At 64.4% G+C, this 19559-nt stretch carries 20 protein-coding genes; 3 read left to right on the top strand and 17 right to left on the bottom strand.

Annotated features, from left to right (window positions below):
* Positions 1–5: 5 nt before the first annotated feature.
* From ccmI to ccmA, 9 genes are all read right to left on the bottom strand, one after another.
* Positions 6–1205: a c-type cytochrome biogenesis protein CcmI gene (gene ccmI, locus IFT98_RS07140; protein ID WP_192047862.1), complete on the bottom strand. Its 1200-nt coding sequence runs from the start codon at positions 1203–1205 to the stop codon at positions 6–8.
* Positions 1202–1687: a cytochrome c-type biogenesis protein gene (locus IFT98_RS07135; RefSeq protein ID WP_192047913.1), complete on the bottom strand. Its 486-nt coding sequence runs from the start codon at positions 1685–1687 to the stop codon at positions 1202–1204. Before IFT98_RS07135 ends, ccmI begins: the two co-directional genes overlap by 4 nt.
* A gap of 2 nt (positions 1688–1689) precedes the next feature.
* The gene (locus IFT98_RS07130; RefSeq protein ID WP_192047861.1) at positions 1690–2226 is read right to left on the bottom strand and encodes a DsbE family thiol:disulfide interchange protein; all 537 of its coding nucleotides are present in this window, start codon (positions 2224–2226) and stop codon (positions 1690–1692) included.
* A complete protein-coding gene (locus IFT98_RS07125; RefSeq protein ID WP_192047912.1) occupies positions 2223–4193 on the bottom strand; it encodes a heme lyase CcmF/NrfE family subunit in 1971 nt (656 codons plus the stop codon). The genes IFT98_RS07130 and IFT98_RS07125 overlap by 4 nt, the downstream gene beginning before the upstream one ends.
* Positions 4194–4204: 11 nt before the next feature.
* Entirely contained in the window at positions 4205–4648 is a 444-nt protein-coding gene (gene ccmE / locus IFT98_RS07120) for a cytochrome c maturation protein CcmE (RefSeq protein ID WP_122713679.1), read from the bottom strand.
* Positions 4645–4821: a heme exporter protein CcmD gene (ccmD, locus tag IFT98_RS07115; protein ID WP_192047860.1), complete on the bottom strand. Its 177-nt coding sequence runs from the start codon at positions 4819–4821 to the stop codon at positions 4645–4647. Before ccmD ends, ccmE begins: the two co-directional genes overlap by 4 nt.
* Positions 4818–5582: a heme ABC transporter permease gene (locus IFT98_RS07110; protein WP_192047911.1), complete on the bottom strand. Its 765-nt coding sequence runs from the start codon at positions 5580–5582 to the stop codon at positions 4818–4820. The genes ccmD and IFT98_RS07110 overlap by 4 nt, the downstream gene beginning before the upstream one ends.
* A gap of 61 nt (positions 5583–5643) precedes the next feature.
* A complete protein-coding gene (gene ccmB / locus IFT98_RS07105) occupies positions 5644–6312 on the bottom strand; it encodes a heme exporter protein CcmB (RefSeq protein ID WP_192047859.1) in 669 nt (222 codons plus the stop codon).
* Positions 6309–6941, bottom strand: a complete 633-nt coding sequence (ccmA, locus tag IFT98_RS07100; protein ID WP_192047858.1) for a cytochrome c biogenesis heme-transporting ATPase CcmA — start codon at positions 6939–6941, stop codon at positions 6309–6311. Before ccmA ends, ccmB begins: the two co-directional genes overlap by 4 nt.
* A gap of 171 nt (positions 6942–7112) precedes the next feature.
* Between ccmA and fliK the strand changes: the two genes are divergently transcribed.
* From fliK to IFT98_RS07085, 3 genes are all read left to right on the top strand, one after another.
* Positions 7113–8678 (top strand): flagellar hook-length control protein FliK, encoded by a 1566-nt coding sequence (gene fliK / locus IFT98_RS07095; RefSeq protein ID WP_192047857.1) that lies wholly within the window; start codon positions 7113–7115, stop codon positions 8676–8678.
* A complete protein-coding gene (locus tag IFT98_RS07090) occupies positions 8675–8995 on the top strand; it encodes an EscU/YscU/HrcU family type III secretion system export apparatus switch protein (RefSeq protein WP_122713684.1) in 321 nt (106 codons plus the stop codon). Before fliK ends, IFT98_RS07090 begins: the two co-directional genes overlap by 4 nt.
* Before the next feature lie 186 nt (positions 8996–9181).
* Positions 9182–11932 (top strand): dermonecrotic toxin domain-containing protein, encoded by a 2751-nt coding sequence (locus tag IFT98_RS07085; RefSeq protein WP_192047856.1) that lies wholly within the window; start codon positions 9182–9184, stop codon positions 11930–11932.
* A 42-nt stretch (positions 11933–11974) separates the two neighbouring features.
* Here the strand turns inward: IFT98_RS07085 and IFT98_RS07080 are convergent, their stop codons facing one another.
* From IFT98_RS07080 to IFT98_RS07045, 8 genes are read right to left on the bottom strand one after another with little or no spacing between them, the layout of a single operon-like run.
* On the bottom strand, positions 11975–12367 hold the full coding sequence (locus IFT98_RS07080; protein WP_049858773.1) for a DUF2802 domain-containing protein: 393 nt from the start codon (positions 12365–12367) through the stop codon (positions 11975–11977).
* Positions 12368–12847, bottom strand: a complete 480-nt coding sequence (locus tag IFT98_RS07075; protein WP_043186096.1) for a chemotaxis protein CheW — start codon at positions 12845–12847, stop codon at positions 12368–12370.
* Between the two features lie 40 nt (positions 12848–12887).
* Positions 12888–13754: a CheW domain-containing protein gene (locus IFT98_RS07070; protein WP_192047855.1), complete on the bottom strand. Its 867-nt coding sequence runs from the start codon at positions 13752–13754 to the stop codon at positions 12888–12890.
* Entirely contained in the window at positions 13754–14542 is a 789-nt protein-coding gene (locus tag IFT98_RS07065; RefSeq protein ID WP_122475877.1) for a ParA family protein, read from the bottom strand. The genes IFT98_RS07070 and IFT98_RS07065 overlap by 1 nt, the downstream gene beginning before the upstream one ends.
* Before the next feature lie 55 nt (positions 14543–14597).
* Positions 14598–15482, bottom strand: coding sequence for a flagellar motor protein MotD (motD, locus tag IFT98_RS07060; protein WP_192047854.1), 885 nt, complete (start codon positions 15480–15482; stop codon positions 14598–14600).
* Between the two features lie 11 nt (positions 15483–15493).
* Positions 15494–16234: a flagellar motor protein gene (locus IFT98_RS07055; protein ID WP_122713689.1), complete on the bottom strand. Its 741-nt coding sequence runs from the start codon at positions 16232–16234 to the stop codon at positions 15494–15496.
* On the bottom strand, positions 16234–17364 hold the full coding sequence (locus tag IFT98_RS07050; RefSeq protein ID WP_192047853.1) for a protein-glutamate methylesterase/protein-glutamine glutaminase: 1131 nt from the start codon (positions 17362–17364) through the stop codon (positions 16234–16236). The genes IFT98_RS07055 and IFT98_RS07050 overlap by 1 nt, the downstream gene beginning before the upstream one ends.
* Before the next feature lie 16 nt (positions 17365–17380).
* Positions 17381–19555 carry a chemotaxis protein CheA gene (locus tag IFT98_RS07045; protein WP_192047852.1) on the bottom strand — a complete coding sequence of 725 codons (2175 nt, stop codon included), beginning with the start codon at positions 19553–19555 and terminating at the stop codon, positions 17381–17383.
* Positions 19556–19559 lie beyond the last annotated feature (4 nt).

Below are 19559 nucleotides of genomic sequence, written 5' to 3'. Positions count from 1 at the left end.
TCTCTCTACAGGTCGGGACTGTCGATCATCAATTGCTGCACGGCGGCGCTGTCGCTGGCGATCGGCGCACCTCGCGCCAGCCACTCACCTTGTGTGGGCTGGCCGGCCCTGGATATCCGGGCGATCAGTTGGACTTCGGGAAAGTTCGACAGTTTCAGCTGCGGCATCATCGCGTCGCTGTCCGCCAACTCGACCTGCGCCGGCAGGTCGGCGACCGTCAGGCGCTTGACCGCCAGCGGCATCGGCGGCCCGGACACCGCGCGGGCAAAGACGAACACACTGTCACCGGGCTGCACCCTGGCGGCCAGCGCGGGGGCCAGGGTAACCCACACCTTCAACCCGGCGCGCGCTGGGTCGGGCTGGGGCGATGACGGTTTGCCGGCGGACACCAGTTGGCCACGAGCGCGCTCGATTCCGCCCTGCAACGCGGTTCGCGCCGGGTCCGTATCCGGCAACGTGGCCAGCAGACGCTCCCAGTAGCCAATGGCCTGTTCGAAGCGCTGGCTCTCGAAAGCGGCAATGCCGAGCAAGCCCAGGCTGGTCGGCTCCTTCGGATCGCCCAGCAGGGCTTCGTCGGTCAACGCCTGGATGGGCTCGGACCACTGTCTGCCAGCGGCGAAATAAAGCGCTTGAGCCCACTGCCCCAACACTTCGGGCTGACGCCCGGTCAGTGACGCTGCACGCTCGAACAGTCCGGCCGCCTGCGCCGGGCGGTTCTGCGCCATATAGGTCCGGCCCAGGATATAGATACCCTCGACGGCCTCTGGCTGCATCTGCACCGCCCGTTCCAGGCGCGCGGTCATCTGGACCATGGACGTGGGCGGCACGGCGAACTCGCGGCTCAACTCGACCTGGTCGCTGGCGCCATAATGCAGGTAGAGCGCCAGCCCCACGACCGGCACCAGCAGCGCCGCGGCCAGCGGTACCGCGCGACCCAGGCGGATATCCGTCGCCGCTTGGCTGCCGTCGGTATCAGCGAGCAGTTCACGGGCCGCTTCGGCCTGACCGCTTTCCAGCTGCGCGGGGGTCAGCACACCCGCCCTTTGCTGGGTGTTCAGTTCGGCCAGGCGCTCCTGGTACAGCGCCACGTTGAGTGCGGTGCGGTCCTGTTCTGGCTGCTCGCGACGCGCACGCAGCAACGGCACCAGCACGAAGCTCAGCGCGACCAGCAGCAACAGCCCGGCAGCGAGCCAGAAATCGATCATGGGCGGTCTTCATCCAGCGGTTTTTGGGCAAGCAAGTCAGCCAGGCGTGCCCGCTCGCCCGGGTCGAGATCGCGCGGACTGGTGGCCGGTTGCCGACGTCGGCGGCGCACCGTCACCGCAATCACCCCCACGCCGGCCACGAGCAAGGCCGCCGGGCCGAACCAGAGCAGCCCGGTGCGTGCGGTCAGCGCCGGTCTGTAGCGGACGAATTCGCCATAGCGGTCGACCATGAACTCGATGATCTGCCCGTCGCTCTTGCCTTCGGTCAACAGCCGATGGATCTCCCGGCGCAGGTCGCCGGCAATGGGCGCGTTGGAATCGGCGATGTCCTGATTCTGGCACTTCGGACAACGCAGCTGCTGAGTCAACTGGTGAAAGCGCTCGCGCAAGTCGTCATTGGCGAACCGATAGGTGTCGATGGCGGCGTGCGCCGCTCCGGCCAGGCTCGACAACAGCATGCAGGTCAACAGCCAGCGTTTCATGTTCATGGTCGGGCCTCGTCGAGCAACGCCTGGTACAGCGGTGCCAGCTGCTCGCGCCATACGGTCTGGTCGATGACCCCTACCCACTTGTGGCGAATCACCCCGTGGGCATCGATGAGAAAGGTCTCCGGCGCGCCGTACACGCCCAGATCGAGGCCCAGGGTGCCGTCCTTGTCATTGATGTCCAGCGCGTAGGGGTTGTGATAGTCCGCCAACCAGCGGCGTGCGGCTGCGTTGTCGTCCTTGTAGTTGATGCCATAGATCAGCACGCCCTGCCGGGCCAGTGTGTTGAGCACGGGATGTTCGACGCGGCAGGCTACGCACCACGTCCCCCAGACATTGACCAGCGCGGGTTTGCCCAGCAGGTCGGCGCGGGTCAACGTTCGTTCGCCCTGGGTATCGGCCAGGCTGAACGCGGGAAACGGTTTGCCGATAAGCGCCGATGGCAACTGGGCCGGGTCCAGGTAGAGGCCGCGGTAAAGCAGCACCGCCACTATCAGGAATGCGCCCAGCGGCACCGCCAGCAGCCAACGCTTCATGCCTCGGCTCCCTGGCCAAGGACATCACGCACGCGCGCTTTGACCTTGAGCCGATAGCGCTTGTCCAGCGCGGCGAGCAGTCCCCCCAGCCCCGTCAGCAGCCCGCCCAGCCAGATCCAGCGCACGAACGGCTTGACGTGGATGCGCACTGCCCACGCACCGTTTTCCAACGGCTCACCCAAAGCGACGTAGAGGTCGCGGGTAAAACCGGCGTCGATGCCAGCCTCGGTCATCACCGATTGCTGAACGGTGTACAAGCGCTTTTCGGGGTGCAGCAGGCTGACCTGTACACCCTTGCGCAGGACCTGGACGCTGCCACGCTGGGCAGTGAAATTCGGCCCTCGATGGGACTCGGCACCGTGGAAGATGAATTGATAGCCACCCAGCTCCACCGCATCGCCCGGCGCCATGCGCAGGTCGCGCTGGGTGCTGTCGTGGCTCGACAGCACCACGCCCAAGGCACACACGGCAATGCCCAGGTGGGCCAGTTGCATGCCCCAGTAGCTGCGGGGCAAGCCCACGATCCCTCGGCGAAAGCCGGTGTGACGGGTCTTGTCGTGCAGGTCGCGGACACCGGCCAGCAGCACCCAGGCCGCCAGGGCGAAGATGGTCAGTACCGGCCAGGCGAAATCACCCAGGCACCACGCGGCCAGCGGCGCCAGCACGGCACTGCCGATCAGTACGGGTACCAGCATGCCGCGCAGCCAGGCCGTGGGTGTATGTTTCCAGCGCACCAGCACACCGACTGCCATGGTCAGCATCAGCAGCGCCATCAAGGGCACGAACAGCGCATTGAAATACGGCGGCCCCACCGACAGCTTGGCGCCGGTCAGGGCATCCAGGGCCAGCGGATACAACGTACCCAGCAGAATCATGGAGGCGGCTACCAGCAGAATCAGGTTGTTGCCCAGCAGCAGGGTTTCGCGCGACCACAGGCCAAAGCCCACATGACTCTTGACCACCGGCGCGCGCAGCGCGAACAGGGTCAGCGACCCCCCCACCACGAACAGCAGGAAGATCAGGATGAACACCCCGCGCGTCGGGTCGGACGCGAACGCGTGCACCGAGGTCAGCACGCCCGAACGCACCAGGAACGTTCCCAGCAGGCTCAGGGAAAACGCGGCAATGGCCAGCAACACCGTCCAGCTCTTGAATACGCCGCGCTTCTCGGTGACGGCCAGCGAATGGATCAACGCGGTGCCGACCAGCCAAGGCATGAACGAGGCGTTCTCCACCGGGTCCCAGAACCACCAGCCGCCCCAGCCCAGTTCGTAGTACGCCCACCATGAACCCAAGGTGATACCGATCCCCAGAAAGCTCCACGCCACCATCGTCCAGGGACGTGACCAGCGTGCCCAGGCCGCGTCCAGCTTGCCGCCCAGCAGCGCGGCAATGGCGAACGCGAAAGCCACCGAAAAACCGACGTATCCCATGTACAGCATGGGCGGGTGGACGATCAGGCCGATGTCCTGCAGCAAGGGGTTGAGGTCGCGCCCATTGGCTGGAATCTGCGGCAACACCCGAGCAAAGGGATTGGACGTCAGGATCAGAAACAGCAGAAATCCGACGCTGATCATGCCCATCACCGCCAGCACCCGCGCCAGCATGACCTGCGGCAATTGTCGCGAGCCAATCGACACGGCGAAGGTCCAGCCGCCCAGGATCAGCGCCCATAACAGCAACGAGCCTTCGTGGGCACCCCACACCGCGCTGAATTTGTAGTACCAGGGCAAGGCGCTATTGGAGTTTTCGGCCACGTAGCGCACGGAAAAGTCGTCGTTGAGGAAGCTTGCGGCCAGGCAGGCGAACGCCAGCGTCAAGAACGTGAACTGACCCCATGCAGCCGGCCGCGCCAGGCCCATCCACAGCCGGTCGCCGCGCCATGCGCCCAGCAACGGCACGCTGGCCTGTACCAGGGCCAGACACAGCGCCAGAATCATCGACAATTGGCCCAGCTCGGGCACCAGCAGCGCACCGATCATGGCGAAGCTTCCATTCGGCCAGAGTCTTTCAAGGCTTTGGTGACCTCCGGCGGCATGTATTTCTCGTCGTGCTTGGCCAGTACCTCGTCCGCCTGCACCACGCCGGCAGCGTTCAGGGTGCCGAGGGCAACGATGCCCTGCCCTTCGCGAAACAGGTCGGGGAGGATGCCGCGGTAGGTGATGGTGACGCTGCGTTGGAAGTCGGTGACCACGAAGCGTACATCCAGCGAATCGCCGGAACGCTGCAGCGAGCCCCGCTCGACCATGCCGCCGGCGCGAATGCGCGTGCCCACCGGCGCCTCGCCATTGGCGATCTGAGTCGGCGTGTAGAACAGGTTGATGTTCTGTTGCAATGCACCCAGGGCCAGACCCACGGCAAGTGCGACACCTGCCACCAGGGCAAGGATGAGCGTCAGGCGTTTTCTGCGCTGCGGATTCACGGTCGCGCCTCCCGGCGCAGACGTCGCGCTTCCTTCTGCAGATGACGTCGCCAAGCCAACAGCGGTCCGGCCACATTGATGATCAGCACCACCATGCACAGGCCATAGGCCGACCAGACGTAGACGCCGTGGCGACCCATGCTCACGAACTCGCCGAACGAATCGAAGCTCATGGTCCGGCCCTCGTTTTCAAGGCACCGGCCAGGTACTCCTGAACCCAGCGGCTGCGGGCTTCGCGCCTGAGCACTTCCAGGCGCATGCGCAGCAACAGCACAGCGCCGAAGAAACAGTAGAAGCCTAGCACCGTAAGCAGCAGCGGCAACCACATCTGCGCGGGCATCGCCGGTTTCTCGGTCAGGCTGAACGTGGCGCCCTGGTGCAAAGTGTTCCACCACTGTACCGAATACTTGATGATCGGAATGTTGACCACGCCAACGATGGCCAGTACCGCACAAGCCTTGGCCGCGTTCTCGCGGTTGCCGATGGCCTGCCCAAGGGCGATGAGCCCCAGGTAGAGAAACAGCAGGATGAGCATCGAGGTCAGGCGCGCATCCCAGACCCACCAACTGCCCCACGTCGGTTTGCCCCAGATGGCGCCCGTAGCCAACGCCAACACGGTCATCCAGGCGCCCACCGGTGCGGCACATTGCAGCGCGATATCGGCGATCTTCATCTTCCACACCAGCCCGACCACGCCGGCCAGGGCCATCATCACGTAGCAGGACTGGGCAAGCATGGCCGCAGGCACGTGGATGTAGATGATGCGAAAACTATTGCCCTGCTGGTAATCCGGCGGCGCGAACGCCAGCCCCCAGACCACGCCCGCGCCGATCAGCAACGCCGCCGCCACGCTCAGCCAGGGCAGCAGGCGTCCGCTCAGGGCGTGGAACGCCTTGGGCGAGCCGAGCCTGTGAAACCATGTCCAGTTCATCAGCTTGTTCTTCATGACCACGTATCCAAGAGCATGGGCCAGGCGCACAGGTTGCCTCGTCCGTTCATTCGCCGACACTGATTTTCAGCCCGGCCGCGATCGCGAAGGGTCCCAAGGTCACCGACAGCGCTGTCAGGCTGCCCAGCCACAACAAGTGACCCGTGGCTGGCAGCTGCTGCAACGACGCCTGCAGGGCGCCACTGCCCAGAATCAGCACCGGGATGTACAACGGCAGCGTCAGCAGCGCCAACAGCAGGCCGCCGCGCTTGAGTCCGACCGTCAAGGCTGCACCCACTGCTCCGAGCAGGCTGAGGACCGGCGTGCCAAGCAGCAACGACAGCAACAGCACTGGCAGGCAGCGCTCGGGCAACCCAAGCATCAGTGCCAGCAGCGGTGAAACCAGCACCAGCGCCAGCCCGGAAAACAGCCAGTGCGCCAGCACCTTGGCCAGCACCAGCACGGGCAGCGGATGCTGGGACAATACCCATTGTTCCAGCGAACCGTCTTCCAGATCGCTGCGAAACAGGCCGTCGAGGGACAGCAGCACGGCCAGCAGGGCCGCTACCCATACCAGGCCGGGGGAAAGGCCTTGCAGCACCTGCATCTGCGGCCCCACGGCAAGCGGGAACAGCGCGACGACGATGGCGAAAAACACCAGCGGGTTGCCCAGCTCGGCGGGCCGTCGACACAGCAGCTGCACTTCGCGCTTGAGCAACAGGACGAAGACGCTCATGCCGCCTGCGCGTCCAGTTCCAGCCGCCGGTAACTGCCGGGAGTCTGTGCCAGCAGATGGTGGGTGGTCAGCACGACCATGCCGCCTCGCTCGCAGTGTCCAACCAGGTGCCGTTCCAATTGCTCCACCGCTTGTGCATCGAGTGCGCTGAAAGGTTCGTCGAGAATCCACAACGGCGGGCCGGGCAGATGCAGGCGAGCAAGCGCCACGCGGCGCCGCTGGCCGGCCGAAAGCCGGTGACACGGCACGTCTTCGAAACCGTGCAGGCCGACGGCCGCCAATGCCGCCCAGATGCGCTCGCGGCTCGCCGGGGTGTGCAGCGCGCAGAGCCAGGCCAGGTTTTCCTCGGCACTGAGCGTTTCCTTGATGCCGGGCGCGTGGCCGATCCATACCAGCGGGCAGCCACGTTCGCGCCGGTGTGCGATCTGCGTCTGCGCCGTCAGGGCGATCTGCCCTGCAGCGGGCTGCATCAGCCCGGCCAACAGGCGCAGCAGGCTGGTCTTGCCACAGCCGTTGGGCCCACACACCTGAAGCATGTCGCCCGCTGCCACCTGAAGCTGCAGACGCTCGAACAGCAGCCGCCCATCGCGCTCGCAGGATAAATCGGTGGCTTGCAGGTATGGGGTCAAGAGTCGGCCTTGTGAAATCGGGTCGCACGTCACGGCATCGAGCCGCGTTCAAGTTCCGCAGGGCATGGCCGCTATACTTCCATGGCGCTGTATAGCAGAGCCGGCCGCAGTGGCCGCGCATTATACATGCGCAGCTCACGCCCAAGGGCGCAACCGACACAGGTTTCATCCATGCCTGACCTGATCAGCAATCTAGCCGCGCTGCCGTCCGCCAGCGGAGCGGCGCGCGCCAGTGCCTCGAATACCGAGATGGTGAAGATCACCCAGCCACTGGACAACCTGCTGGCCCTGGGTGAGACGGTCGACGCCGAGGTGGTGTCGGTCAAGGCTGGCGCGCAGGATTTTCAATTGCTGTTGCGCCTGAGCCTGGCTGGCGGCGGCGTGGCGACGATCACCGCCAGCAGCCTGCAACCGTTGCCCCAGGGCACTGCATTGCTGGTGTCGCACCTGGCCGGTGGCGCGGCCCTGGTCGCCACCCAGGACCGTGGCAATGGCGCACCGTTGACCCTGACCCGCATCGACACCCAGGCATTGCCGGTGGGCACGCTGTTGCAGGGCAAGGTCAGCAGCAGCCAAATGCTGCCGCAGATCGCCGGGCAGCCAGCGGTGTATAGGGCCATGGTGACCCTGCTCAACACCGCTCAGGCGGGCAACATCCTGGCCATCGAGAGCCCTCAGCCCCTGCGCCTGGGCAGCCTGCTCAGCGCCCAGGTGATGAGTGACCGCAGCCTGAACTTCGTGCCTTTGAGCGGGCGCATGGACCAGTTGGCAGTGGCCCAGCAACTGGGCGCCCAGCAAGCCCGGCAAGGTTCGTTGGACAGCCTCCTGAACGCCGCGCAGACCCTGCGCCAGAACCCGGAACTTGCGCCGCCGACACGAGCCGGCCTGGAACGCCTGTTGGCCAGCCTGCCGGACGTGCAGCAAATGGCCGACCCGAAAGCCGTCGCCCAGGCGGTGGTCGCCAGCGGCGCATTTCTGGAAGCCAATCTGCTCAACGGTCAACCGGCACCCGATCTCAAGTCGGCGCTGCTGCGCCTGATGGCGCAGATCGCGCCTGCGGCGTTGCCCGGTCCGGCGGCGCAACCGGCCGTAGCGGCCAATGTGCTCGCTCAGGTGCTGCCGGGGCGGGTGCGCAATGCCCTGAATGCCTGGGGACAGGTCAGTGAAAAAACCGTGCCGGTAAGCTTTCCCCTGCCAGCCCGCACTGCGCAGAAAAGCGAGGGCGAAGACGACCTCGAACACCTGCTGCGCCTGGCCGGTGCGGCCGTGGCGCGTCTGCAGAGCCATCAGCTCGCGGGACTGGAACAGACCGGGCGCACCCCCGATGGCGCCACGCAGACCACCTGGCAACTGGAAATTCCCATGCGCCACCTGCACGATTTCGTCCCGCTGCAGGTCAAGGTGCAACGCGAAGACCCGCCACCGGACCAGCAGCCCCATGACAAAAGCGATCCCAGACCGGCCCAGGAAAAGATCTGGCGCCTGGACCTGGCCTTCGATCTGGATGCACTGGGCCCGCTGCAGGTGCAGGCGCAACTGGCTCACGGCAGCCTCTCCAGCCAGTTGTGGGCACAACGGCCTGCCACCGCCCTGCTCATCGAGAACCAGTTGGACAATCTGCGGCAGCGCCTGCAGGCCAGCGGTTTGAACGTGGCCGATCTGCAGTGCCATCAAGGCACCGCCCCCCAAGGCGCTCGTACGCGACTGGAACAACGCTGGGTGGATGAAACCGCATGAACGAACGAGCCCCGCGCCAAGCCATCGCCCTGCGCTACGACGGCCAGAAAGCACCCACCCTCACCGCCAAGGGCGACGATGAGCTGGCCGAAGCGATCCTGGCCATGGCCCGCGAATACGAAGTGCCGGTGTACGAAAATGCCGAGCTGGTGAAGATGCTGGCACGCATGGAACTGGGCGACAGCATTCCCCACGAGTTGTACCTGACCATCGCAGAGATCATCGCCTTTGCCTGGCACCTGCAAGGCAAGACGCCTTCCGGCTTCGAACTGGCGCCTGCGCCGAGCGAGCGCGACATCACCCCCAAAGCCCCGTAGCGTCTGGGCCACTAGGCTTTTCGCCGCCCTCGGAGCGCGCCTTCGGCAGCCGTCTCGATAGCCTGTCCGGAGTCGGTTTGCTACCGGCACCGGCGGCGGGCGCCCTACATAGTTACCACGTCCACCGACTGCCCCGAACGAATCATGGCCTGGCACGACTTTCCGTGCTCATAAAGGAATACCGCCATGACTTCCCGATTCATCAGCGCGCAGGGTGTTCAAGCCGTCCGCGACTCCCTCAAGCATTACCCCAGACCCGATCGCGCCGCTGCCGAGGCAGTGCGCAAGTGGGCCTCGCAACAAGGCCTGGAGCTGAACCCGGACAAGGTCGATGCCGTCACGCTGCACTATCAATTCAAGGGCCAGCGCTGCATCGCCAAGGTCGTGCGCAAACTGACCATGACCCAGGCGCTGCTGTCGAACTGGCAGGGCGAATCGAACAACGATCTGATCGGCGCGGCCCTGCATGCCGCCTGGGCCGGCACGCCGCCGCCCTACCCGATCACCCTGGTCGACCATCTGGATGAAAAGGGTCTGTTCGACTACGGCAGTGAGTACGTGGTGTACAACGGCTTGTACCGGCAGACATCGCCGGCGAACTATGACGCCGCGCACCACGTGCGCATTCCTGCCGAGAACTTCCAGCGCTTCATCTGGCAGATGGATTTCCAGACGCCCTACAAGCGCATGCTCAAGGCGTACTGGACAGACGGTTTGCAGGCCTACCGCGATGCCGCGAAGGTCAACTTCATTGCGGCCTGCAACAGGCAGATCAGCAACGCCAGCCTCAGTGATGCCGGGCGCGTGCTGGCCTGGCAGGTCGCCGGCCTGCAACCGCGGCCACACGGGGTACACGTCGCCTGCCTGAATATCTACGGATATGCGGCCACCAACCTGCTGTGCCTGAAGAACACTGCCACTGGGCTGACCCTGCTGTATATCCCCGGCAACAGCTTGCCATTCCACGAGTTCGCCGACGAATCGTCGATGAGCTCGTGGGTGGCCGAGCAATGCAAGCACCCACACACGCGTCAGGCGCTGGAAGAGCATTTCCCGCCTGGTGACGAGGCCGACACGCTCGGGTTCAGTGGCCTCGAGACCGCACTGACGGGGCTGGGGTTATACCCGGCCTATCACCATTTCGATCCCGACAGACATCCAGGTTTCGCCACCAGCGGCCTGTGGGTGCCACACGACACCATCAACTACCGGACCAGCAAATACAGCCCGCCCATCGAGGGCGACCTGTTCATGGCCATGGCCCACAACCAGAAGAGACGCAGCGAACAGGATGCCGAGTTCATCATCAACACCGACCATTCGGTGACCAAGGAAAAATGGCGCGGCTACTTCACCTCCGCCATCAATACCCTGGCACCCATTGCGATGGTTGTCCCTGAACTGGCCCCGATCTTTGCCCTGGGCGGCATCGTTCAACTGGGACTGGGCCTGGATCGGGCGATCCACGGTAGAAACCTGGAGCAGCGCGCCGCTGGCGTTGACGATGCGATCTGGGGAGTGCTCAACGCGACGCCGCTGCTGCACATGCAGATTCCGCAGACGCCGGCGGTCTGGCGCTTCAAGCGGCCGGAGTTCGTCTTTCCGGCACGCATCAACGGCCAGATCGGCTATCCCTTGAGTCCGATCCACGCGCCGCACCTTCCCACCCTGGAGCCGGTTCTGGAAACTGCCTTCAGCCTGCCAGAATCCATGCGGCCTGTGGCCGGTGCCAACCCGGAGATTGCCGACGCCGTCATTCGTGTGCCCAGTTACAGCGGCAAGCGTGACCTTCTGGAATGTGAGATCGATGGATACGTCACCCATGTTCACTACGATATAGAGCACGACGCGTTCGTGCAGAGCACGGATCTCAATGAGCTCGATCCGCCCTACTTCGTCGCGCCCAAACCTGGCCAGCGCTCGCTTTCACGGCTGCAGGACGTCGAGCGTGTCGTTACCGACGCCCAGCGCGCGCACACCTTGCAGGCCCTGGGGGTCGATCTGATACTGCCGCTGAGCCTTGGCGAACTGCGCCCGCCAGTGATGAAATCCATTCCCAAAAAAATCTCCTGCCTGTGGGTCGGCGACAAGATCATCAACCCTGGGCTGCTGGAAAACGTAGGCCGCAATGCCGCCTTGCTGCGTGACAGCGGTTACGAATATCGGCTGTTTTTGTCCACGGCGTCGCCGCAGGTCTACGCACGCAATGTCGAGTTGCTGGCCGAGCACGCACTGTCGCTGCAGGTCATCGCCCTCGAATCTCATCCGCTGTACACGGAGTTCGAGCGCAGCCGCTACTTCCGGCAATACCAGGCTGCCATCGAAGGTAACGGCGGCGTCGCCACCAACTACGCTTCGGCATCCGACGTGCTGCGCTACCGAGTGCTGAAAAGCGAAGGCGGACTGTACATGGACCTGGATGACAGCATTCTGGCACCCGGAGAGAAAAACCCGCTGGGGCGCGTGGCCGAACCCATCGATGGCGTGCCGCTGCGCACCTCGAACAGGGGCCTGATCCTTTCAGTACCCCTGTCTAACGAGACCCTGGGCATGAACATCCAGTATGGCAACAGCATGATCGGTAGCCACCCTGGCAATCCGACCCTGGATGCGATATCCGAGACGATGCTGGAACGCTTCGAAGCGCAACCGGACTTCTACCACAGTCGTCCGAGTGCCGTGACCGACCCTGCGGGTTTCCAGCGTTACGCCATTGCCTTGAATCACATCAGCGGGCCTGGCGCCCTCAACGACACCATCAACCAACGGTTGCTGGAGCTGGCGCAGTACCGCGAGGTGTGGAATCTGTCGGCGCTGCCGATGCGTGACAACGCCGGCGTGCTCGACTGGTCGGGGTTCAACGATGCGTATGAGGCGCTCACGCCGCTCAATCGCTTCGCCAAAGCAGGCAGCAGCCTGAGTTGGGCGCATACCTGATCGATGCTGCCGGGCGATGTCGATGAGCAGACGGCCGCCGGATCAGCCGCGGTGCAGTTTGCTCATCAGCTCGGCCTCGGCTTGGGTGAGGCCGCAGGCCTGGGTCAGCTCATCCACCGAGGCACCCATGGCCACCAGTTTGCCCGCCTGGGCGAACGACAGGCTGCCCGGATCGCGTTGTTCGAGCTGCGCCAGCTTCTCCGGCAATGGCCCGACCACCGCGCGCAACTCGTGCAGCGCCTCGCCCAGGCGCACATTGAGATTCTGGTAGTCGTCCAGGCGCTTGGTCAGCTCGCGCAGCCGCTGGTCACGCAGCGCATCTCCTGCCGCCTGTTCGGCGGCCAGCAGGCGCTGGCTTTTCTGATAGGACAGGAACAGCGAAACCGTTCCAACCCACAGCACTGCCAGCAGGACTACCGCAACCTCGAAGATCAATCAGATATTCTCCAGCTCGGACCACTCTTCCTCGGACATCATCTTGTCCAGCTCGACCAGAATCAGCAGTTCGCCATTCTTGTTGCACACGCCCTGGATGAATTTGGCCGACTCGTCGTTGCCGACGTTGGGTGCAGTTTCGACCTCGGACTGGCGCAAGTAGACGACCTCGGCCACGCTGTCGACCAGAATCCCTACCACTTGCTTGTCGGCCTCGATGATGACGATGCGCGTATTGTCGCTGACATCGCTGGAATCCAGACCGAAGCGCTGACGCGTATCGATCACCGTGACCACGTTACCGCGCAGGTTGATGATACCCAGCACGTAGCTGGGCGCACCCGGCACCGGCGCAATCTCGGTGTAGCGCAACACTTCCTGCACCTGCATCACATTGATGCCGTAGGTTTCATTGTCCAGACGGAAGGTGACCCACTGCAGGATCGGATCTTCGGAACCTTGGGCGGACGACTTCTTCATGCTACTAACCCCTCAAATGCCATGACGGCGGCGTGTTCATTCAATTCTTGATGATAGCGGTGGTGGTGGCGACAGGCTTGCCTGGCGCCGAGGCGACTGGACGCAGATGGCGTGCACCGCCACTGGCGATCAGCTCGGCCAGCTCGGCGACGTCCAGCAGCGCGCACATGTGTTCGATGACGGTTCCCGCCAGCCATGGCCGCTGGCCGCGCTGGCTGCGCCACTTGATCTCGTTGGGGTCCAGGCGCAGCGAGCGGCTGACTTGGTGCACGGCAAGACCCCACTCGTAACCCTGCACCGAGATCACGTACTGCAACCCCTGGCGAAAGTCGTCGCGGTAGCGGTCGGGCATGACCCAGCGCGCGGTGTCGAGCACTTTCAGGTTGCCACTGTTGCTGGGCAGGATGCCGAGAAACCAGTCGGGCTGGCCGAACAGCGGCGTCAGGGTCTGGCCAGCCAGCGCATAGATCGAACCCAGGCACACCAGCGGCACGGCCAGGGTCAGCCCGGCGACGTCGAACAGCAGGCACTCGAACGGCTCGGCGGCCCAGCTGGGGCGGCCATCGACGGCAGCCGAAAGCGGCTGCGGAGTGGCCGACGGCAGATGAACGTCGACCACGGGTGCGACCAATGCAAGGCTGGCCGGTGGAATGGGATCGGCAACGGTTGAGGGCAGCTGCACCGGCGGCGCAGGCGCTGGCGCTGGCACTGGCACTGGCACCGGCTGCGGGCTTACGGCATCGCGCACCTGTTCTTCGAGCACGGCTGCCTGGAACTCGTCGAGCCTGTCCAGGCCGGCGTCGAGATCGAGCGCCTCGAACGCCTCGGTGGCTTCATGCAGCAGGCCGTCCAGGTAGGACTGCAAGGCCACCTGGGGCCGCTGGGCAATATCGACGGGACGGTTCATCAGGCTACCTGCGCGACGAGTTGTTGGGCCAGCAGATGCTTGAGCAAGGCACGATAGGCGACGACTGCTCGGCTCTTGCCATCGAAGCGCGAGGGTGTCTGTCCGGCCCGGCTGGCATCGCGCAGACGAGTGTCGACCGGGATGTAGCCCGGCCATATGTGCTGCGGGTAGTCGTCGCGCAGGGTACGCAGGGTACTGAGCGACGCTTGGGTACGACGATCGAACAACGTCGGAACGATGCTGTACGGCAGGGCCTGGCGGCGCGAACGGTTGATCATGGTCAAGGTGCTGACCATGCGCTCCAGGCCTTTGACTGCCAGGTGCTCGGTCTGTACCGGGATCACCAGTTGCTGGCTAGCCGCCAATGCATTGACCATGAGCACGCCCAGCAGGGGTGGGCTGTCGATGACGGCGTAGTCGAAATCCTGCCACAGTTGCGCCAGGGTCTTGGCAATCACCAGGCCCAGGCCGCTCTGTCCGGGTTGCTGGCGCTCCAGCGTCGCCAGCGCGGTGCTCGAGGGCAGCAGCGACACGTTGGCTTCGCCGGTTGGCAGCAGCAGTTGGTGGGCCAGGCCGGGTGGTACCGCGCCCTTGTGCAGGAACAGGTCGTAACAGCTGTGCGCCAGTTCATCGGGGTTGTGCCCGAAATAACTGGTCATCGAACCATGCGGATCGAGATCGACCATGACCACGCGCTTGCCTGCCTCGGCGAGCAAACCGGCCAAGGCGATCGAAGTCGTGGTCTTGCCTACCCCGCCTTTTTGATTGGCTACTGCCCAGACTCTCATGGTGGTGATTTCCCCTCGGTAAACGGCGCACTACCGAGATAGTGAAGCTTTCGGGTTAAGGGCCGGGCGGCGGACTTTTGACAGACCCAGGCGCGGACGGCACGGTTAAGGGCGTCTTTGCAGTTTGTGTGCCAGCCCGGCGCAGTGCTGCATCCGGCTGCGCGTTGGCGCTGCCAGAACTGGTGATGCTGCGACGCACGTCAAGGTTGCGCGAAATGACCAGCACTACCCGACGGTTGCGCCCTCGTCCATCGGCGCTGGCGTTGTCGGCCACCGGCTGGAACTCGCCATAGCCGACCGCCGCCATGCGCCGCGGGTCGATGCCCTCCATAGCCATCATGCGGACAATGCTCGCTGCCCGAGCGGTCGACAGCTCCCAGTTGGTCGGGAACTGCGCGGTGCTGATGGGCAGATTGTCGGTGAAGCCCTCGACATGAACCGGATTGTCGAAAGGTTTGAGAATACTGGCGACCTTGTCGACGATGGCGAACGCCATGTCGCTGGGCATGGCATCGCCACTGCCGAACAGCAGGCTGGACTTGAGTTCGATCTCGATCCACAGCTCATTGCCGCGTACGGTCAGTTGATCCGAAGCGATCAGGTCGCCGAACGCCTGACGGACATTGTCGGCAATGGTCTGCAGAGGGTCGACCGCCTCGCCGATGGCCGCCTCCGATTGCTCGCTGTCGGTGACCAGCGGTTGCACGGGACGGGTGGTCAAGGGTCGTTCCTCGCCGATCGGGATGGGCCTGACGCTGCGGTCCGGGTCACTGAACACCCCGACCAGCGCTTGCGACAGGACCTTGTACTTGCCTTCGTTGACCGACGAGATCGAATACATCACCACGAAGAAAGCGAACAGCAAGGTGATGAAATCGGCGTAGGACACCAGCCAGCGCTCATGGTTTTCCGGCTCTTCGAGGCGACGACGACGGGCCATGCCATGCTCTCCTAGTCGAGGTAGCCTTGCAGCTTCATTTCGATGGAACGTGGGTTCTCACCTTCGGCGATGGACAGCAACCCTTCGAGCAGCATTTCCCGATAGGCCGCCTGACGCTGGGCGAGGGCCTTGAGCTTGTGCGCCACGGGCAGCAGGAGCAGGTTGGCGCTGGCCACACCGTAGATGGTCGCCACGAACGCCACCGCGATGCCGTTGCCCAGCTGGCTGGGGTCGGCCAGGTTGCCCATGACATGGATCAACCCCATCACCGCACCGATGATGCCGATGGTGGGCGCATAGCCACCCATGCTTTCGAACACCTTGGCTGCCTGCAGGTCACGGGTTTCGCGGTTGTACAGATCCACCTCGAGAATACTGCGGATGGCCGCGGCTTCGGCGCCATCGACCAGCAGCTGCAGGCCCTTGCGCGCGTAGTCATCGGGCTCCGCTTCGGCGCTGGCTTCCAGCCCCAGCAAGCCTTCCTTGCGCGAAACCAGGCTCCAGTTCACCACACGGTCGATACCGCCGGCCATGTCGATCCTGGGCGGGAAAAGAATCCAGCGCACGTTGTGCAGCGCGCGCTTGAACGCACTCATGGGCGACTGGATCAGCGCCGCTGCCAGCGTGCCGCCGACCACGATCAGCGCAGCAGGACCATTGAGCAGAGCCGACAGGTGGCCACCCTCGAGGAAGTTGCCACCAATGATGGCAACGAACGCCAGAATGATCCCGATCAGGCTCAGTACATCCATCAGCCGCACGCCTCGACCAGGTGCCGGCCAATGTCATCGAGGCTGTAGATGGCGTCGGCCAAACCAGCCTTGACGATGGCCATGGGCATGCCGTAGATCACGCAGCTCGCTTCGTCCTGGGCCCAGATGTGACTGCCGCCCTGCTTGAGCAGACGCGCGCCCTCTCGACCGTCGGCGCCCATACCGGTGAGTACCACCGCCAGCACCTTGTCGCCGTAGGACTTGGCCGCCGAACCGAAGGTGATGTCCACGCAGGGCTTGTAGTTCAGCCGCTCGTCACCGGGCAGGATCTTCACTGCACCGCGCCCGTCGATCATCATCTGCTTGCCGCCGGGTGCCAGTAACGCCAGCCCGGGACGCAGCACGTCGCCATCCTCGGCTTCCTTGACGGTGATCCGGCAGAGCTTGTCAAGACGCTCGGCGAAGGCGCGAGTGAAGGCCGCAGGCATGTGCTGGACCAACACGATCGGCGTTGGAAAATGGGCCGGCAGCTGGGTCAATACACGCTGAAGCGCTACCGGCCCGCCGGTGGAGGTACCGATGGCCACCAGTTTGTACGGCTTGCGCCGTGGCGTCGCAGTGCTGGCGGTCGGCGCCGGAGCCCGCGCCGGCGTAACCGGTGCTGGCGTGCGCGCCGGCACGGCCCGCGACGACGCGGGGGCGGCTGGCGCCGGGGTGACAGTGGACGCGAGCGTCGGGGCTGGCGTGGCCATGTGCGCACCCAGCCGGCGGTTGCTGCGCGAGAGTGTATGGATCTTCTCGCAGAGCATCTGCTTGACCTTCTCGGGGTTGCGAGAAATGTCTTCGAAATTCTTCGGCAGGTAATCCACTGCCCCCGCGTCGAGCGCGTCGAGGGTAACCCGCGCGCCCTCGTGGGTCAGCGAGGAAAACATCAGGACCGGAGTGGGACAGCGCTGCATGATATGACGCACGGCAGTGATGCCGTCCATCATCGGCATCTCGTAGTCCATGGTGATCACGTCGGGCTTGAGCGCCAGGGCCTGATCGATCGCTTCGCGGCCATTGGTAGCGGTCCCGACCACCTGGATGGTGGGGTCCGACGAAAGAATTTCCGAGACGCGGCGGCGGAAAAAACCGGAATCATCCACCACCAGGACCTTGACTGCCATAAACACTCCACTACGATCAGATACGCCGTGTGGCGTAGCGCTTGAGCATGCTCGGTACATCGAGGATCAAGGCTATTCGGCCGTCACCGGTGATGGTCGCGCCGGACATGCCGGGCGTGCCCTGCAGCATCTTGCCCAGCGGCTTGATCACCACTTCTTCCTGCCCGACCAACTGGTCGACCACGAAACCGATGCGTTGGGTGCCGACCGACAGAATGACCACGTGGCCCTCGCCCTGCTCCTCGTGAGCGGCCGATTTGACCAGCCAACGCTTGAGGTAGAACAACGGTAGCGCCTTGTCACGCACGATGACCACTTCCTGGCCGTCGACGACGTTGGTGCGCGAGAGGTCCAGGTGGAAGATCTCGTTGACATTGACCAGCGGGAAGGCGAACGCCTGGTTGCCCAGCATCACCATCAGCGTCGGCATGATCGCCAGGGTCAGCGGCACCTTGATGACGATCTTCGAGCCCTGGTCCTTGGCCGAGTAGATATTGATCGAGCCGTTCAGCTGGCTGATCTTGGTCTTGACCACGTCCATGCCCACGCCACGGCCCGACACGTCGGAGATTTCCGTCTTGGTGGAAAAACCCGGTGCGAAAATCAGGTTGTAGCAGTCCGATTCGCTGAGGCGGTCGGCGGCGTCGCGGTCCATCAGGCCCTTTTCCACGGCCTTGGCGCGCAGCACCGCAGGGTCCATGCCCTTGCCGTCATCACTGATCGACAACAGGATATGGTCGCCTTCCTGTTCTGCCGACAACACCACGCGCCCACCGCGCGCCTTGCCGTTGCGTTCGCGCTCTTCCGGCGTCTCGATGCCGTGATCGACGGCGTTGCGCACCAAGTGCACCAACGGGTCGGCCAAGGCCTCGACCAGATTCTTGTCCAGGTCGGTTTCTTCACCGACCAGTTCCAGGTTGATTTCCTTCTTCAACTGCCGCGCTAGGTCGCGGACCAACCGCGGGAAGCGTCCGAAGACCTTCTTGATCGGCTGCATGCGCGTCTTCATGACGGCCGTCTGCAGGTCGGCCGTGACCACGTCCAGGTTCGATACGGCCTTGGACATGGCTTCGTCGGCGCTGTTGGCGCCCAGGCGCACCAGGCGGTTACGCACCAGCACCAGCTCGCCCACCATGTTCATGATTTCGTCGAGGCGCGCGGTGTCGACCCGTACGGTCGTCTCGGCTTCGCTGGCGACCGGCTTCTCGGCCACCGGCGCACGCGCGGGCGCTGCCTCGACCTTGCGTGGTGCTGCCACCGGCACAGACGCGGACGGCGTCGGCTGAGTCTCGGGCAGGCTGGCGACATCGCTGAACTTGCCCTTGCCATGCAGCTGATCGAGCAGTGACTCGAATTCGTCGTCGGTGATCTGGTCGCTCGTGGGGGCCTGCGCCTCGGCAGGCGGCGCTGCCTTGACCGCATCGGCGGTGAACGCGCCCTTGCCATGCAACTGGTCGAGCAGGGCCTCGAACTCGTCGTCGGTGATTTCGTCGCCAGGCGCTGTCGCGCCAGCCTGCGCCGCGGCAGTTGGCGACGTTGCAGCCGGTGCCAGCGCATCGACGGCGAACTGACCCTTGCCGTGCAGCTGGTCGAGCAGCGACTCGAATTCGTCGTCGGTGATCTCGTCACTGGCCGCGCCGTGCTGTGCCACAGCAGCAGGTGCAGCCGGCGCAGTGGCCTGCGCCTTGGCCGCGCTCAGGGAATCGAGCAATTGCTCGAATTCGCTGTCGGTGATGTCTTCGCCCGGCGTCGAAACCGGCGCAGCAGCTGGCGCTGCCACCGGCGGCGCGACAACTGCCGCAGCCGGTTCGGCCAGGCGCGCGAGGGCATCGAGCAACTGGGGGCTGGCCGGTGTGACCGGGGCGCGTTCACGCACCTCGGTGAACATGCCGTTGACCGCGTCCAGCGCTTCGAGCACGACGTCCATGAGTTCGGCGTCGACCCGGCGCTCACCTTTGCGCAAGATGTCGAAGACGTTTTCGGCGATATGGCAGCACTCCACCAGCTCGTTGAGCTGGAGGAAGCCGGCGCCGCCTTTTACAGTGTGAAAACCGCGAAAAATTGCATTGAGCAAGTCGGCATCATCGGGACGGCTTTCCAGCTCGACCAGTTGTTCGGACAGTTGCTCGAGAATTTCGCCGGCCTCTACCAGGAAATCCTGAAGGATTTCTTCGTCGGCGCCGAAGCTCATGTGG

This window comes from Pseudomonas sp. CFBP 8770, assembly GCF_014841705.1.
In the GTDB taxonomy this organism is placed as follows: Bacteria; Pseudomonadota; Gammaproteobacteria; order Pseudomonadales; family Pseudomonadaceae; genus Aquipseudomonas.
Note: the sequence above shows the minus strand (reverse complement) of the source record. Positions and strands in the feature narration are given on the sequence as shown.